We start from the raw sequence: 16,446 nt of genomic DNA, 5'->3' as shown, positions 1-16,446 counted from the left end.
GCGAGAACGCAAGCCTCTGAGATAAATCCTGGAAGGGCTCAGGCCGTGAGCGAAGGCGCGTCGCTGCGCAGCGTCGGGCAGAGCTGTAGCATTTCCAGTAAAATCGCCACGTAGCTGCGGGCTTCCTCTTTGAGGTCAAAGGATTGCGGCGCAAACAGCCAGTTTTCCATCAGACCTGAAATGTAGCTGCGCATCAGGATGGCCGCCCGGCGGGTGAGTAAATTGGCCGGTAACAGCTTTGCCTGCATACACAGGTTCAGGTTCTGTTCGATACGATCGTAGCTCTCCAGGCTGAGGCTGCGCTGCGCCTGTTGCACCACCGCCATTTCGCCCACGAACTCACATTTATGAAAGATAATTTCCATCATTAATCTGCGACGCTCTTCAACTACCGTTGCTTCAAGGATATATACTAATATTTCTCTTAATACTGAGAGTGGATCGTCAGGGAATTTTGCCCGATACTCACTCTCGAGATCGCTAATGCTGGACTCTGAAAGCTCCCAGATTTCACTGAACAGATCTGACTTGTCTTTAAAATGCCAGTAAATCGCTCCCCGCGTCACACCGGCAGCCTGAGCAATTTGCGCCAGCGAGGTAGAAGAAACACCCTGCTGAGAGAACAAACGTATTGCCACATCCAGAATGTGTTGTCGGGTTTCCAACGCTTGTTGTTTAGTTTTTCGTGCCATAGGTGGGTGAATTTACAGGAGTCAGATTTACATACATTTGTGAATGTATGTACCATAGCATGACGATAATATAAACGCAGCAATGGGTTTTTAGACTCAGGACCCTTGATCAATTTGAAATCGGACACTCGAGGTTTACATATGAACAAAAACAGAGGGTTAACGCCTCTGGCGGTCGTTCTGATGCTCTCAGGCAGCTTAGCGCTTACAGGATGTGACGACAAACCGGCTCAACAAGGAGCTCAGCAGGCGCCAGAAGTCGGCGTTGTGACACTCAAATCTGAACCTCTGCAGATCACCACAGAATTACCAGGCCGTACAAACGCTTACCGCATTGCGGAAGTGCGTCCTCAGGTTAGCGGCATTATCCTGAAACGTAACTTTACCGAAGGCGGCGATGTGAAGGCCGGTGAGTCCCTGTATCAGATTGATCCCGCGACCTATCAGGCTTCTTATGAAAGCGCGAAAGGTGACCTGGCTAAAGCACAAGCGGCGGCGAAAATCGCTCAGCTGACGCTGAACCGCTATCAGAAACTGCTCGGCACGAAGTACATCAGTCAACAGGATTACGATACCGCGCTGGCAGATGCCCAGCAGGCTAACGCGGCCGTGGTAGCAGCCAAAGCGGCTGTCGAAACTGCACGCATTAACCTGGCCTATACCAAAGTGACCTCCCCTATCAGCGGTCGTATTGGTAAATCTTCCGTGACGGAAGGGGCGCTGGTGCAGAACGGGCAGACCACTGCGCTGGCTACCGTGCAGCAGCTTGATCCGATCTACGTTGACGTGACGCAGTCCAGCAACGATTTCCTGCGCCTGAAACAGGAGCTGGCTAACGGCACCCTGAAACAGGAAAACGGTAAAGCCAAAGTGGAGCTGGTTACCAACGACGGTATCAAGTTCCCGCAGGAAGGTACTCTGGAATTCTCTGATGTGACGGTCGACCAGACCACCGGTTCCATCACCTTACGTGCGATTTTCCCGAACCCTGACAAAAATCTGCTGCCAGGTATGTTCGTTCGCGCGCGTCTGGAAGAAGGAACGAATCCAACCGCACTTCTTGTTCCACAGCAGGGTGTGACCCGTACGCCACGCGGCGATGCGAGCGCACTGGTTGTTGGGGCAGATAACAAAGTCGAAACGCGCAATATCACCGCCACGCAGGCGATTGGCGATAAATGGCTGGTGACGGAAGGTCTGAAAGATGGCGATCGCGTGATTGTTACTGGTTTGCAAAAAGTACGTCCTGGCGCGCAGGTAAAAGCACAGGAAGTGACATCTGACGATAAACAACAAGCTTCGGCCGCTGGCCAGTCAGAACAAACCAAGTCTTAACTTAAACAGGAGCCGTTAAGACATGCCTAATTTCTTTATCGATCGCCCCATATTTGCGTGGGTGATCGCCATTATCATCATGCTGGCCGGGGGACTTGCGATCCTGAAGCTGCCTGTTGCGCAATATCCAACGATTGCGCCACCGGCGGTAACGATCTCCGCAACCTACCCGGGGGCTGATGCGAAAACGGTGCAGGATACCGTGACTCAGGTTATCGAACAGAACATGAACGGTATCGATAACCTGATGTACATGTCCTCAAACAGTGACTCCACCGGTACGGTTCAGATCACCCTGACCTTTGAATCCGGTACGGATGCGGACATTGCGCAGGTTCAGGTGCAGAACAAACTGCAGCTGGCAATGCCTCTTCTGCCGCAGGAAGTGCAACAGCAGGGTGTGAGCGTCGAGAAATCGTCCAGCAGCTTCCTGATGGTTGTCGGCGTTATTAACACCAACGGCACCATGACGCAGGAGGATATTTCCGACTACGTGGGCGCTAACATGAAGGACGCCATCAGCCGTACGTCCGGTGTGGGTGACGTTCAGCTGTTCGGTTCCCAGTACGCGATGCGTATCTGGATGGATCCGAACAAACTGAACAACTTCCAGCTGACGCCGGTTGACGTGATTAACGCGATTAAAGCGCAGAACGCCCAGGTGGCAGCCGGTCAGTTAGGCGGTACGCCGCCGGTGAAAGGCCAGCAGCTTAACGCGTCCATTATCGCGCAAACCCGTCTGACCTCCGCCGATGAGTTCAGCAAAATTCTGCTGAAGGTGAACCAGGACGGTTCGCAGGTTCGTCTGCGCGACGTGGCCAGGGTTGAGCTGGGTGGTGAGAACTACGACATCATCGCGAAGTTTAACGGTAAACCGGCGTCCGGTCTGGGTATCAAACTGGCGACAGGCGCGAACGCCCTGGACACCGCGACGGCGATCCGTGCGGAACTGAAGAAGATGGAACCGTTCTTCCCGTCAGGTCTGAAAATCGTTTATCCGTACGACACTACGCCGTTCGTTAAAATTTCGATTCACGAAGTGGTTAAAACGCTGGTAGAAGCGATCATCCTGGTGTTCCTGGTGATGTATCTGTTCCTGCAAAACTTCCGCGCGACGCTGATCCCAACCATCGCCGTGCCGGTCGTTCTGCTGGGGACCTTTGCCATCCTTGCAGCCTTTGGGTTCTCGATAAACACCCTGACGATGTTCGGGATGGTGCTCGCCATCGGCCTGCTGGTGGATGACGCCATCGTAGTAGTAGAGAACGTCGAGCGCGTGATGGCGGAAGAAGGTCTGCCGCCGAAGGAAGCCACCCGTAAATCCATGGGCCAGATCCAGGGCGCACTGGTCGGTATTGCGATGGTGCTGTCCGCGGTATTTATCCCGATGGCCTTCTTCGGAGGCTCTACGGGTGCGATTTACCGCCAGTTCTCCATTACCATCGTCTCCGCGATGGCGCTGTCGGTACTGGTAGCGTTAATCCTGACGCCAGCGCTGTGTGCCACCATGCTGAAGCCGGTTCAGAAAGGTGGTCACGGCGAGCATAAAGGGTTCTTCGGCTGGTTTAACCGCATGTTTGATAAGAGCACACACCACTACACCGACAGCGTGGGCAATATCCTGCGCAGCACCGGTCGTTATCTGCTGCTCTATATCATCATCGTAGTGGGGATGGCGTTCCTGTTCGTTCGTCTGCCAAGCTCGTTCCTGCCAGATGAAGACCAGGGCGTGTTCCTGACGATGGCACAGCTTCCGGCAGGGGCGTCGCAAGAGCGAACCCAGAAGGTGCTGGACGAAGTGACGGACTACTATCTCACCAAAGAGAAAGCGAACGTTGAATCCGTGTTTGCGGTTAACGGCTTTGGCTTTGCGGGTCGTGGTCAGAACACCGGTATCGCCTTCGTTTCTCTGAAAGACTGGGCGGATCGTCCGGGCGATGAGAATAAAGTTGAAGCGATCACGGGCCGTGCCATGGGCACCTTCTCGCAGATTAAAGATGCGATGGTCTTCGCCTTTAACCTGCCAGCGATTGTTGAACTGGGTACGGCGACCGGCTTCGACTTCCAGCTGATCGACCAGGGCGGTCTGGGTCACGAGAAACTGACGCAGGCGCGTAACCAGCTGTTCGGCGAAGTGGCTAAACACCCTGACCTGCTGGTCGGCGTACGTCCAAACGGACTGGAAGATACGCCGCAGTATAAGATCAACATCGATCAGGAAAAAGCGCAGGCGCTGGGCGTGTCCATCAGCGACATCAATACCACGCTGGGCGCGGCCTGGGGCGGTAGCTACGTCAACGACTTCATCGACCGTGGTCGCGTGAAGAAAGTGTACGTCATGTCCGAAGCGCAGTACCGTATGTTGCCGAACGATATCAACAACTGGTACGTTCGCGGCAGCAACGGTCAGATGGTGCCGTTCTCATCCTTCTCAACGTCACACTGGGAATACGGCTCTCCGCGTCTGGAACGTTACAACGGTCTGCCGTCGATGGAAATCCTGGGCCAGGCCGCACCGGGCCGAAGCACCGGTGAAGCCATGAACCTGATGGAAGAGCTTGCCAGCAAACTGCCTGCGGGTATCGGCTATGACTGGACCGGTATGTCCTATCAGGAACGTCTGTCCGGTAACCAGGCCCCTGCCCTGTATGCCATTTCACTGATTGTGGTCTTCCTGTGTCTGGCGGCGCTGTACGAGAGCTGGTCAATTCCGTTCTCCGTTATGCTGGTGGTTCCACTCGGGGTTATTGGTGCGCTGCTTGCGGCAACGTTCCGTGGATTGACCAACGACGTGTACTTCCAGGTAGGCCTGCTGACAACCATTGGCTTGTCGGCGAAGAACGCGATACTTATCGTTGAATTCGCCAAAGATCTGATGGAGAAAGAGGGTAAAGGCCTTATTGAGGCGACGCTGGAAGCGGTGCGTATGCGTCTGCGTCCAATCCTGATGACCTCTCTGGCGTTCATCCTCGGCGTAATGCCGCTGGTTATTAGCTCCGGTGCAGGCTCCGGTGCGCAGAACGCGGTCGGTACAGGTGTAATGGGCGGTATGATCACCGCGACCGTACTGGCTATCTTCTTCGTCCCGGTGTTCTTCGTGGTGGTGCGCCGCCGCTTCAGCCGGAAGAATGAAGATGTTGAGCACAGTCATTCGGTAGAACCTCACTGATACCGGTTTCATATAATAAAAAGGCCGCATTTGCGGCCTTTTTCATTTTCAGAAAAAATCATAAAATAAGCTTATTGAGGTCCTATTTATTTTCTGTCATCTTAAACAGACATATCATAATTAACTGATAACTTAATAGGTGAACTCAGGATTTTTTTAAATCTATTTCCTTGCTTAAGTTGTTAGGAATATTCCTAATTAAAAGTTAAGACAAACGGAACTCCGGATGTGAACTTTTCTTATGGCTCTAAGCTAAGCCAATGAAATGTAAGGAAGCGAAAAAACTATCGTTAATCCTGATAAAAAAGTTCAGTTTCGGATGAACATTTGCGTAGACGCTCGCAGCCTGCGGTTTTATTTGTAATTTTTCGTAATAGCGCGGTGAAATCCAGGAAGGAGTGGCTTATAGTTAGGTTATCAGGAACACAGCGCTCATGTAGCTAAGTCAGATGTATCCATCCCGACAATGATGTTCGGTGAGTAAGAAATCACTCAGAAGGGGATGCGCTATGGACGAGTACTCGCCAAAAAGGCATGATATCGCGCAGTTGAAATTTCTCTGCGAATCCTTGTACCATGACTGCCTTGCCAATCTTGATGAAAGCAACCATGGCTGGGTAAATGACCCAACGTCTGCCATCAATTTACAATTGAATGAGCTGATAGAGCATATCGCTACCTTCGCACTTAATTATAAAATTAAGTACAATGAAGATAATAAGCTCATTGAGCAAATTGATGAATACCTGGACGACACCTTTATGTTGTTCAGCAGTTACGGCATTAACACTCAGGATTTGCAAAAATGGCGTAAATCGGGAAACCGGCTATTCCGCTGTTTCGTCAATGTGAGCAGAGCTAACCCGGTTAGTCTTTCCTGTTAAAATTATTACAATTACTAAGGTGAATTTATGTCTGATAAACCACTCACAAAAATCGATTATTTGATGCGCTTACGACGTTGTCAGTCAATTGACACCCTTGAACGCGTCATTGAAAAGAATAAATACGAGCTTTCTGATAATGAACTGGCGGTATTTTATTCAGCCGCTGACCATCGCCTTGCAGAGCTAACGATGAATAAGCTGTATGACAAAATCCCTACTTCTGTATGGAAATTTGTCCGTTAATCTTTGAAGTGTGTCTGTAGAGTTTCTACGCCACGTTATAAGCTGTATTCACCTGTCCCGTTATGCTCCCTGCGCGAAAGCCAGGTCTCCGTGTTAAACGCGCTCATCAGCAACAATGTTGTGACTGTGGTCACATCGGCCTTCCGGGAACGTTCCCCTTAACGCCTGTTGCGATTACCCTTCAGGAATAACATCCAGAGAGGTTTCCGATGAGCATAGAAAAACAGAAGATGATTTCAGGTGAACATTACCGCCCTGGTGATGAGACGTTACGCGCCGACCGGCTTCGGGCGCGCCATCTGCTTCACCGCTATAACCACACCGCGCCTGACGAAAAAACAGAACGCCAGAACATTCTGGCGGAACTGCTGGGACAAAGCGAAGGGGCGTATATTGAGCCGAGCTTCCGCTGTGACTATGGATATAATATTTTTCTGGGCAAAGACTTTTACGCCAACTTCGATTGCGTAATGCTGGATGTCTGCCCTGTACATATTGGCGACAACTGCATGCTCGCGCCGGGCGTTCATATTTATACGGCCACCCATCCGCTGGATGCGCAAGAACGTAACAGCGGAGTGGAGTTTGGTAAGCCCGTCACCATTGGCAATAATGTCTGGATTGGTGGACGTGCGGTCATTAACCCAGGCGTCACCATCGGGGATAATGTGGTTGTGGCTTCCGGTGCCGTCGTGACGAAAGACGTGCCGGCTAACGTCGTCGTGGGCGGCAACCCGGCGAAAATCATCAAAACGCTGTAACGATCCGGGGAGCCAACTGTTATGGTCTTTTAGCGCCCGACTGTTACTTTTTTCAGCCGGATGGCTCCCCTAAAATTGGCAGATACCCTGTATTGTCAACTCTCAAAAGGCCAAAAATGACCGAGATACAGCGCCTGCTTACCGCTACAATCGACGATCTTAACCACCGCGAAAAGCGAGACAATCGCCCGCGCTTTAGCATTAGCTTTATCCGCAAACATCCCGGGCTGTTTGTTGCCATGTATGCCGCCTGGCTGGCGACGCTGATTGTCATGCTGAAGTCCGAAACGCTGGTGGACTCCGTCTGGCTGCTGGTGGTGCTGTTTGTCGTGTTTAACGCCTTTTTCTTTTTCGACGTGAATCCCCGCTACCGTTACGAAGATATCGACGTCCTCGATTTCCGGGTCTGCTACAACGGCGAATGGTACAACACGCGTTTTGTGCCAAATGAGCTTATCGACAGCATCCTGCACTCTCCGGCTGTCGAAACCGTGCACAAAGAGAAGCTGCAGAAAATGATCGCAACGAAAGGCCAGCTCTCTTTTTATGATGTTTTTACCCTTTCCCGCCCTGCTGCTGCGTAATTAACGCCTGCAGGCGTCGGATACCCGGCGCAAACTGCGAAGCAGAGGTGTTGCCGTAACCTAAAACCAGGCCGGTTTGCCCCTGCTTCGTCTCCAGGTAATAGCCGCTCAGCGCAGCGGGTGCCAGCTGAAATGCCCTCGCTTTGTCCACCAGCCGCTGGTCGTCGATACCGTCAATCGCCAATGTCAGGTGCATTCCCCCTTCACCGGCAAGAACACGGTGCGGAGTATAAAGCTCTGCGCTCAGCACCTCCCGCAGCTGGCGGTAACGCTTACGATACAGGCGACGCATGGCGGCAAGATGACGGGCATAGTGCCCCTCCTCGATAAACAGCGCCAGGGTGCGCTGTTCTGCGCGATGCCCGCCGCGCAGCAGCGAGCCGATGGCCGGACGCGCCGCTTTCGCCAGCGCTGGCGGTAACACCATGAACCCCATTCGGAGCGACGGAAACAGCGTTTTACTGAACGTCCCCAGATACACAACGGGCGCGTTGTTGACCATGCCCAGCATCGCCGGTACGGGCTCGCCGACATAGCGGAACTCGCTGTCATAATCGTCCTCAATGATCCACGCCTTGTGCTGGCGGGCCAGTTCCAGCAGCGCCAGACGCCGCCGCGCGCTGAGCACGCTCCCGTAAGGAAACTGATGCGACGGCGAAGTGAAAATGAGCGCAGGTGAAGGCGCATGCAGCCCTTCCCAGCACATTCCCTCGTCATCCACCGGTATGCCGGTCATCGCAAGGCCGGTTTTGACGAAGGCGCTTTTGGCCCCGCTGTAGCCGGGATTTTCCACCCAGGCGACATCCCCCGGCTCGCTTAACAGCATCGTGCACAGATTGACGCCCTCCAGCGCCCCTTCGGTTATCACAATCTGGCTGGCGTCGCAGTCAATGCCGCGAGAAAGCGCAAGGTGACGGGCGATGGCTGCCCGCAGCGACGGCTCACCGGCCGGGTCGCCATAGCCCAGCAGAGCGCTCCCCTCCTCCCGCAGGACGCGATCGTACAATCGCCGCCACAGCGGCAAGGGGAAATAGTTGATGGCGGGCGTTCCCGGCGTAAAGGCCATCACCGGGGTGTCGCGCGGCACAGGCGCAGGCAGCTGGACGACACGTTTTGCCAGCCTGACCTCAGGATCGGTCAGAACCCGCGGGCTGGCACGATGGGCGAATTGCGCCACCCGCGTCCCCTGACGGTTACGCAGCAAATAGCCTTCGAGCGTGAGCTGGTCCAGCGCCGCATTGACGGTGTTCCGTGAAACGGAAAGCTGCTGCGCCAGCGTTCGCGAGCCGGACAGCTGGCTGCCGGACCGAAGCCTTCCGCCCAGTATGGCCTCCCGCAAAGCGAGATAGAGCGCGCGCTGGAGCGTCTCTTCCCCACGCGTTTTAAGCGCAGCATGGAGCAAGGTATAAAGTTCATCGCCCGGTATGTTCATCTCATCTCCTTGTGGTACCACCAAAACATAGCCGAGTGGTTCTTTTTAAGGAACCAGTAATTTTCTAATCTGGAACTCTTCTCAACGTCACGGAAATAAAGATGAAGACATTCAATGAGTTTGGACAACCTGTGGGCGAAGCCCTTACCGACTGGCAGCCTCGCCCTCATCCGTCCCGGGTGGTACTGCAGGGGCATTATTGTCGGCTTGAACCGCTGCGCGTGGAGCATGCCGGGGCGCTGTTCTCCGCCTATGCTCTGGCCGGAGACACCCGGAGCTGGACGTGGCTACTGCGTGAACCCGATGCCACGGCCGCTGAGTTTGCCAAATGGGTGGCAAGCGTGTGTGAGTTATCTGACCCGATGCACTTTACCGTTATCGATAATCAGACCCAGGCCCCCGTCGGGACGCTGGCCCTGATGCGGATCGATCCTAAAAACGGCGTTGTGGAAGTGGGACACGTTCACTTCTCCGTGCTGTTAAGCCGCACGCCCATGTCAACAGAAGCGCAATATCTGCTGATGCGGTACGCGTTCGATACCCTGGGCTACCGGCGATATGAATGGAAGTGCAACAGCCTGAACGAACCATCACGCAAAGCGGCACTGCGTCTGGGCTTTCAGTTTGAAGGCCGTTTTCGCCAGGCGCTGGTCATAAAAGGCCGTAACCGGGATACCGACTGGTTTTCGATTCTCGACAAAGAGTGGCCGGCGCTGGCGAGCGCCTTTGAAGGCTGGCTTGCCACCGACAATTTTACTGCCGATGGCAAACAGAAAAGATCCCTGGAAAGCTGGCGAGAAACGCGCGTCTAGCGTCTTTTTTTACGTCCCTGCACCGCCTTAAAGCGCGGATTGGATTTGCAAATCACGTATAAGCGTCCCTTGCGTTTGACTATCTGGCAATCCGGGTGACGCTGTTTTGCGCTGCGCAATGAGTTAAGCACCTGCATGGTTAGCCCCGCTTCGCATTAAGAAAACCGCCAAAACGCTTGCGGAAGCGCGCTGCGCTGCCATCCGTGGAAAACGTTTTTTGCTTACCGGTATAAAACGGATGCGATTTTGAAGAAACCTCGATAGTGATGTACGGATACGTTTCACCGTCGAGCTCAATTTCGCGGTCGGTTTTAATGGTTGAACCCACTTTAAAGTATTCATTGGCACTGGTGTCGTGGAATACCACGGTGCGATACGCTGGATGGATGTTTGGTTTCATCATAAACCCTTTGTGTTTTGTTATAACATAACAAAATAATATCCAGGCAAGGTTGAAAAAACAACCCTCTCTCTCCTGAGGATATTTTCTAATTTGCTTTAGATAACATGAAAACCCAGCCCCCACGTGCTATAACTATTTCATTTCGCGGTAAAATCTTTCTCTTCAGGCAGGAAACTCAGCGTCCGGATTTGGGCATATGAGAAAGGAAACGACAGCATGAAAACCCGACATCTGGTCAGTCTGGTGACTGGCGTACTTATCTTTTCCGTGCTGGTTCCCATTTGCCTCAGCATCTGGCTTGCCCATCGCCAGGCAGAAGAGAAATTTGTTGATGCGCTGGATAGCTATGCTTCTCGGGTGCTGATGCGCACCGACAGGGTCGTGGATCAGGCCAAAGAAGCGTTAAATCACCTGCAGGGATTTAAGGGCGTTCCCTGTAGTCCGCTGCATTTGAGGGAAATACGTCGGGTCGCGTTCTCGTGGCGCTATATCCAGGAGGTGATCTATATCGACAACCTCAAACCCCTCTGCTCTTCGCTTGAGCAGGCCAGTAAATCCGCCGCTTATCCTCCCCCCATGCGTATCACCGAAGATGGCTACAGCGCGTGGCTTACCGCACAGAACGATCTTGGCTTTCACCGCTATATGGCCGTGCTCGGGAAGGGCCATTACCTTGTTCTGGTCGATCCTGCCTCGCTTGTGGATGTGATCCCTTTCGGGGCGATTGCCATTGATGCCGCTCTGGTGGGAAGCGCAACGCATCTTATTTTCGCCAGCAGTAACACGCTTGATCCGCATATCCGCGATCGGATCAACGATCGAGGCGTCTCCAGCGTTCAGTACAAGGGCTCCATGTACGTGATGAAGCCGGTACCTGAGCTTGGATTTACTGTCGTCACGTGGGCATCGCTCACCCCCCTGGCTGAAAGCTGGCACCGACAGCTGCTTTTCTGGCTGCCGTTTGGCGTCCTGATAAGCCTGCTGGCGGCACTGTTTGTCCTGCGGATCCTGCGACGAATCCAGTCGCCGCGCAATCGCCTGCTGGACGCCATTAACAGCCGCGATTTTGTGGTTCACTATCAGCCCATCGTGGCGCTGTGCAGTGGAAAAATCGTGGGTGCGGAAGCGCTTGCGCGCTGGCCCCAGCCAGACGGAAGCAGTCTCTCGCCTGATATATTTGTGCCGCTTGCCGAGCAAACCGGCCTCATCTCGCAGCTGACGCAGTTAGTTATGGAAAAAGTGTTTGAAGATATGGGCCACTGGCTGCAGCACCACCCCGATCAGCATATCTCCATCAACCTCGCCCCGGCCGATTTGACCTCCGGTAATCTGCCGCCTTTACTGAGTCAACTCCTGAATAAGTGGCAGATTCATCCCCGACAAATCGCCCTTGAGTTAACCGAGCGTGGCTTTGCCGACCCCAAAATCAGCGCGCCGGCTATCGCCGCGTTTCGCCGTTCGGGCCACCCTGTCTACATTGATGATTTTGGCACGGGCTATTCCAGCCTCAGCTATCTGCAGCATCTCGATGTCGACACGCTAAAAATTGACAAATCGTTCGTGGATGCACTGGAGTACAAAAACGTAACGCCGCACATTATCGAAATGGCGAAGTCGCTGCAGCTGGCAATGGTGGCGGAAGGCGTGGAGACCGAAGGGCAGCTTACCTGGCTGCACCGCCATGGCGTGCAGTATGGGCAGGGGTGGTTCTACAGTAAGGCGCTGCCCAGGACGGAATTTATCCTTTGGGCAGAGAACAACCTCGCCACGCGCTCTACTTAAGATAGGATTTGATCACCTGCAGCACGACGCCAAGATCGGCTTCACGCTGCGCCTCTTCGGGCTCTTTCACGACATGATCGGTAAGATGCCCTTCAATCACCTGCATCATCATGCCATTGACCGCGCCACGGATCGCCGCCAGCTGCTGCAACACCTCGGCACATTCGTGATCGCTGTTGAGCATCTTCTCCAGCGCGGTGCTCTGCCCCTGAATTTTCTTCAGGCGAGTCAATAACATCTTCTTATCGCGAACGGTATGTGACATCTCTGTCTCCCTCAGTTTTGGCTTTTAAAGCATATCACGCTCTACTCCCCCTGAGTATTTTTCTACTGGGGGGTAGTATTAACCTACTGGGGGGGAGTACTATTTGCGCACGCTTTCCATACTGGAAATTTCAATGAACGATTTTGCTTCACTCCTGCAGCAGGGTAATGCCTGGCTGTTTGTTCCCAGCGCTATCCTGCTCGGTGCGCTGCATGGCCTGGAGCCGGGCCACTCAAAAACAATGATGGCTGCCTTTATCGTGGCTATCCGCGGCACGCTGAAGCAGGCGGTATTGCTCGGTCTGGCGGCTACGCTTTCCCATACGGCGGTAGTCTGGATCATTGCCATGGCAGGACTATGGTTTGGCCGCGGCTGGGACGTACATACGTCCGAACCCTGGTTCCAGCTGATCTCCGGGGTGTTGATCGTTGCAATCGCCCTGTGGATGGCGTGGCGAACCTGGAAAGAGGGCCAGCCGCACGATCATCATCATCATCACGATCATGACCACCATCATGATCATCACCATGCACACCCACTGGTTGAAGAGGAGTGGCAGGACGCCCACCAGCGCGCGCACGCGCAGGATATCAACCGGCGTTTTAACGGACAAAACGTGACGACAGGACAGATCGCGATGTTTGGCCTGACCGGCGGGCTTATCCCCTGCCCGGCGTCCATCACCGTTCTGCTGATCTGCCTGCAGCTGAAGCATTTTGCGCTCGGCGCGACGCTGGTATTCAGCTTCAGCATCGGTCTGGCGTTAACGCTGGTCGCTTCCGGCGCGATTGCCGCCTTAAGCCTCAAGCACGCGACAAAACGCTGGCCCGGATTCAGCGAACTTTCCCGCAAAGCGCCGTGGATCTCCGCCGCGCTGATTATCGTGGTAGGGATTTACATGAGCCTGCATGGCCTGAGCGGCATTCTGGCGTAAGCAGGCGGCCACGCCCGGTGGCCGCCTCTCTGGTCAGGTAAGAGTCTGCTGCCAGCTAAAGGTATAACGAAGCTGGCGCGTCTGCAGGATAAATTCCGGCGAAACGCTGGGGCTCCAGGAGTCATCGCCGCCCACCCCCATATGAAACGCATCGAGATTGAGCCAGCACCCCGGCTCTTCCCGCAGCAGATGATGATGGGTTGTCTCACGCAGCTGCTGCTGGCTATAGCGGCCCACTGAGAAATGGAACGCGCCATTCAGCTGATGCGCACCCAGCACAAGTTTGCGGGTATCGCAGCGCAAACCATTTTCCGTCGGGAAGATATACGGCGTGTGCATGTCTGCCAGGGGCAGTGTCCAGCGCCCCTGCTGCGCCGCCAGCTTTCTGTCCGGGTAGTTTTCATGCGGCCCCAGCCCCAGCCAGTCAACCTTTTCTGGCGTTTCAGCGAGATGAACGCTCAGGCCAATGCGCGCGGGCTCCGGGATATCAGACGCAATATCGACCTGAATGTCGCCATGCAGAACCCCCTGCTCGTCCACCCGCCAGATTTTACGGCTCAGGAACAGCGCCCTGCCGCGATGCTCCAGGACATTAAGCGTGGTAACCACCACCTCACGCGCATGCTGCTCTGCCTCACAGTGCAGCATGCGCGAGGTGAGATCGTACATGCCCGCCGCTTTCCAGCGTTCAACCCACGCGTTTGGATCGATGCGCGTCGCTTCGCTCACCCCAATGTCGTTGTCCAGCGGCGCGCGGCTGACGTTATCCGTCACGGGTGAAAGCAGCGTTTCAACGCCATTTCGCCACCATTGAGTCAGGTATCCGGATGCGCGATCGAACTGCCATCGCTGTTGACGATGCGTGACCTCCAGGATGCGACCGTTTTGCGTTAAAACCGGCGGCTCGCCCGTAGAGGCTGGCGGTGCAATAAAGAGTGGGGCCGGAAGCGTCCACTGCTCCCACGCGCAGCGATGGCCTGCCGGTGACCACGGCGTTGCCCGCGGCTGGCGAACCTCAACGTTCAGCCAGATTTCACCCGGCTCGGCTTTCAATTCCGGCAGAGCGATCTCCAGACGCTGAACGCCTTCAGGGGCTATCGCCAGCGTCACCTCGCCCGAAGCCAGTACCTTCCCATCCCGGACAACCGTCCAGCTCAGCACCTCGTTATCGGTAGGGCGGAACAGGTAGCCGCTTTGCACCTCAATCACCAGCGGAGAGGTGCTGACCAGCGTAAAGGTAAAGAACTGCTGGGCGCGCTGCGCCTCGTACAGCGCCGGGTGCGGCGTGCGATCGGGGAATACCAGTCCGTTAAGGCAGAACTGCCGATCGTTCGGCGTATCGCCAAAGTCCCCACCGTAGGCCCAGAACGCGTTGCCCTTTTCGTCTTTCTTCGTCACCGCCTGATCGACCCAGTCCCAGACAAACCCACCCTGCAGGCGAGGATGGCTGCGAAACGCCTGCCAGTATTTCGCAAACCCGCCGAAGCTGTTTCCCATCGCGTGGGCGTATTCACAGAGGATCAGCGGACGCGTTTCGTCGGGCATGCCGATCCATTTCTTGATTGACCATTTAGGCACCGCCGGAAAAGGCTGATCCCAATCGACCCGGGCGTACATCGGGCAAACAATATCGGTCGCCGCCGTATTCGCCCCGCCGCCTTCGTACTGCACCGGGCGCGTGGGATCGGTGGTTTTCAGCCAGCGGTACAGCGCATCATGATTCGCGCCGTGGCCGGACTCGTTACCCAGCGACCAGATGATAATTGAGGGATGATTGCGATCGCGCTGCACCATGCGGGTTACACGCTCGCTCATGGCGGGCAGCCAGCGCGGATCGTCAGCGAGGCGGCTCATCGGCACCATGCCGTGGGTTTCAATATTGGCTTCGTCAACAACGTACAGCCCGTAGCGATCGCAAAGGCTGTACCACAGCGGATGGTTCGGGTAGTGCGAGCAACGAACGGCGTTGAAGTTATGCTGCTTCATGATTTCGATGTCGCGACGCATGGTCGCCTCGTCCATCACCTGACCGTTTTCCGGGTGATGCTCGTGTCGGTTAACCCCGCGGATCAGCAGCGGCTTACCGTTAAGCTTCAGCAGGCCGTTGCTGATGTCAACGCGGCGGAAGCCCACATCGCACGCCTCAACCTCCAGCACCTCACCCTGCGGGCCGAGAAGCGCCATCGTCAGGCGATACAGTTCCGGCGTTTCAGCACTCCAGAGCTCGGGGCGGTCAATGGGGATCGCCACCGTTAAGCGTTCGTCCCAGCTGCCACGCTCGTCCACAACGGCAGACCCCGGACGCCGGGAAACGCTGGCGCATTTTTCACCCTTGCGCCACAGGGTAAAGACCACCTCGCAGTCTGCAAAGCCCGCCCCTGCCAGCGCGACATCTGCCTTAAGCACCGCGCGGTCCAGCTCCGCATTCAGGTCCGTCACCACGCGATAATCGGCAATCTGCGTTTCGGGTTTATGCAGTAGCGTCACATCGCGGAAAATACCGCTCATGCGCCACATGTCCTGATCTTCCAGATAGCTACCGTCGCACCAGCGCAACACCATGACCGCCAGGCGGTTCTCACCGGGCCGCAGGACCGTCGAGAGATCGAATTCGGCAGGCAGCCTGCTGTCCTGGGAATAGCCCATCCAGCGCCCGTTGCACCACAGATGAAACGCAGAGTTCACGCCGTCAAAGATGATGCGGGTCTGCCCGCTCTGAAGCCACGCGTCATCCACATCAAATGTGAGCGAGTAACAGCCGGTTGGGTTTTCCTGCGGCACAAAAGGCGGATTAACGGGGATAGGATAGGTGACATTGGTGTAGATGGGCGTGTCAAACCCCTGCATCTGCCAGTTCGACGGCACGGGCATCGCAACGGCATCCGCACAGTCTTCGGTTACCCACGCCTCCGGGATTTGCTCGGGTGCAGGAAAGTAGTTAAATCGCCACACCCCATTGAGGGAGCGTCTGCTGGCGGATGCAGCATCATCCAGGGAAGGCTGTTCAAGACGCCAGCTGTGTAACGGCGCATGTGCCTCCAGACGGTTCCACTGGGTGACCCCCGGGTTTTCCCAGTCCCGTCGGGCCAGAATGGCGCTGAGAGTCAGCGATAAAGTGTTGGGCATATTAACCTCTTTGCGAAGCGC

15 protein-coding genes are annotated in these 16,446 nt (G+C 55.1%); 9 read left to right on the top strand and 6 right to left on the bottom strand.

The window, feature by feature from the left end; genetic code table 11:
• Window positions 1-38 precede the first annotated feature (38 nt).
• Window positions 39-692 (bottom strand): multidrug efflux transporter transcriptional repressor AcrR, encoded by a 654-nt coding sequence (gene acrR / locus APT89_RS17910; RefSeq protein ID WP_023310602.1) that lies wholly within the window; start codon window positions 690-692, stop codon window positions 39-41.
• A 141-nt stretch (window positions 693-833) separates the two neighbouring features.
• On the opposite strand from acrR, the gene acrA reads away from it, so the two are divergent.
• The 6 genes from acrA (at window position 834) to APT89_RS17880 (ending at window position 7,671) form a co-directional block, all read left to right on the top strand.
• Entirely contained in the window at window positions 834-2,027 is a 1,194-nt protein-coding gene (acrA, locus tag APT89_RS17905) for a multidrug efflux RND transporter periplasmic adaptor subunit AcrA (RefSeq protein ID WP_041911060.1), read from the top strand.
• Between the two features lie 22 nt (window positions 2,028-2,049).
• A complete protein-coding gene (gene acrB / locus APT89_RS17900; RefSeq protein ID WP_041911061.1) occupies window positions 2,050-5,196 on the top strand; it encodes a multidrug efflux RND transporter permease subunit AcrB in 3,147 nt (1,048 codons plus the stop codon).
• Window positions 5,197-5,705: 509 nt separating this feature from the next.
• Window positions 5,706-6,080, top strand: a complete 375-nt coding sequence (tomB, locus tag APT89_RS17895) for an Hha toxicity modulator TomB (protein ID WP_028012188.1) — start codon at window positions 5,706-5,708, stop codon at window positions 6,078-6,080.
• Window positions 6,081-6,107: 27 nt separating this feature from the next.
• The gene (locus tag APT89_RS17890) at window positions 6,108-6,326 is read left to right on the top strand and encodes an HHA domain-containing protein (protein WP_008499287.1); all 219 of its coding nucleotides are present in this window, start codon (window positions 6,108-6,110) and stop codon (window positions 6,324-6,326) included.
• Between the two features lie 209 nt (window positions 6,327-6,535).
• Window positions 6,536-7,087 (top strand): maltose O-acetyltransferase, encoded by a 552-nt coding sequence (gene maa / locus APT89_RS17885; protein ID WP_045631463.1) that lies wholly within the window; start codon window positions 6,536-6,538, stop codon window positions 7,085-7,087.
• A gap of 116 nt (window positions 7,088-7,203) precedes the next feature.
• Window positions 7,204-7,671, top strand: coding sequence for a YlaC family protein (locus APT89_RS17880; RefSeq protein WP_041911063.1), 468 nt, complete (start codon window positions 7,204-7,206; stop codon window positions 7,669-7,671).
• Here APT89_RS17880 and pdxR read toward each other — a convergent pair.
• A complete protein-coding gene (gene pdxR, locus APT89_RS17875) occupies window positions 7,643-9,103 on the bottom strand; it encodes a MocR-like pyridoxine biosynthesis transcription factor PdxR (protein WP_060573168.1) in 1,461 nt (486 codons plus the stop codon). The two genes, APT89_RS17880 and pdxR, sit on opposite strands and share 29 nt — an antisense overlap.
• Before the next feature lie 101 nt (window positions 9,104-9,204).
• Here pdxR and APT89_RS17870 point away from each other — a divergent pair, with 101 nt between their 5' ends.
• Window positions 9,205-9,915 carry a GNAT family N-acetyltransferase gene (locus APT89_RS17870; RefSeq protein WP_060573166.1) on the top strand — a complete coding sequence of 237 codons (711 nt, stop codon included), beginning with the start codon at window positions 9,205-9,207 and terminating at the stop codon, window positions 9,913-9,915.
• On the opposite strand, the gene ykgO is transcribed toward APT89_RS17870, so the two are convergent.
• Window positions 9,912-10,052, bottom strand: a complete 141-nt coding sequence (gene ykgO / locus APT89_RS17865; protein ID WP_003859006.1) for a type B 50S ribosomal protein L36 — start codon at window positions 10,050-10,052, stop codon at window positions 9,912-9,914. The two genes, APT89_RS17870 and ykgO, sit on opposite strands and share 4 nt — an antisense overlap.
• A 2-nt stretch (window positions 10,053-10,054) precedes the next feature.
• Complete coding sequence (locus APT89_RS17860; RefSeq protein WP_006176933.1) at window positions 10,055-10,315, bottom strand: type B 50S ribosomal protein L31; 261 nt, start codon at window positions 10,313-10,315, stop codon at window positions 10,055-10,057.
• Between the two features lie 219 nt (window positions 10,316-10,534).
• Here APT89_RS17860 and APT89_RS17855 point away from each other — a divergent pair, with 219 nt between their 5' ends.
• Window positions 10,535-12,100 carry an EAL domain-containing protein gene (locus APT89_RS17855; RefSeq protein WP_060573164.1) on the top strand — a complete coding sequence of 522 codons (1,566 nt, stop codon included), beginning with the start codon at window positions 10,535-10,537 and terminating at the stop codon, window positions 12,098-12,100.
• Here APT89_RS17855 and APT89_RS17850 read toward each other — a convergent pair.
• On the bottom strand, window positions 12,093-12,365 hold the full coding sequence (locus APT89_RS17850; RefSeq protein ID WP_028012182.1) for a metal/formaldehyde-sensitive transcriptional repressor: 273 nt from the start codon (window positions 12,363-12,365) through the stop codon (window positions 12,093-12,095). The two genes, APT89_RS17855 and APT89_RS17850, sit on opposite strands and share 8 nt — an antisense overlap.
• A 133-nt stretch (window positions 12,366-12,498) precedes the next feature.
• Between APT89_RS17850 and APT89_RS17845 the strand changes: the two genes are divergently transcribed.
• Window positions 12,499-13,299 carry a nickel/cobalt efflux protein RcnA gene (locus APT89_RS17845; RefSeq protein ID WP_047362435.1) on the top strand — a complete coding sequence of 267 codons (801 nt, stop codon included), beginning with the start codon at window positions 12,499-12,501 and terminating at the stop codon, window positions 13,297-13,299.
• A gap of 33 nt (window positions 13,300-13,332) precedes the next feature.
• Here APT89_RS17845 and APT89_RS17840 read toward each other — a convergent pair whose 3' ends face one another.
• The gene (locus APT89_RS17840) at window positions 13,333-16,425 is read right to left on the bottom strand and encodes a beta-galactosidase (protein ID WP_060573162.1); all 3,093 of its coding nucleotides are present in this window, start codon (window positions 16,423-16,425) and stop codon (window positions 13,333-13,335) included.
• Window positions 16,426-16,446 lie beyond the last annotated feature (21 nt).

Origin of the sequence: Enterobacter sp. 50588862, assembly GCF_001462935.1 — a bacterium.
GTDB classification, from domain to species: Bacteria; Pseudomonadota; Gammaproteobacteria; order Enterobacterales; family Enterobacteriaceae; genus Enterobacter; species Enterobacter bugandensis.
The sequence above is the reverse complement of the archived record's forward strand: the minus strand, read 5'-3'. Positions and strand labels throughout refer to the sequence as shown.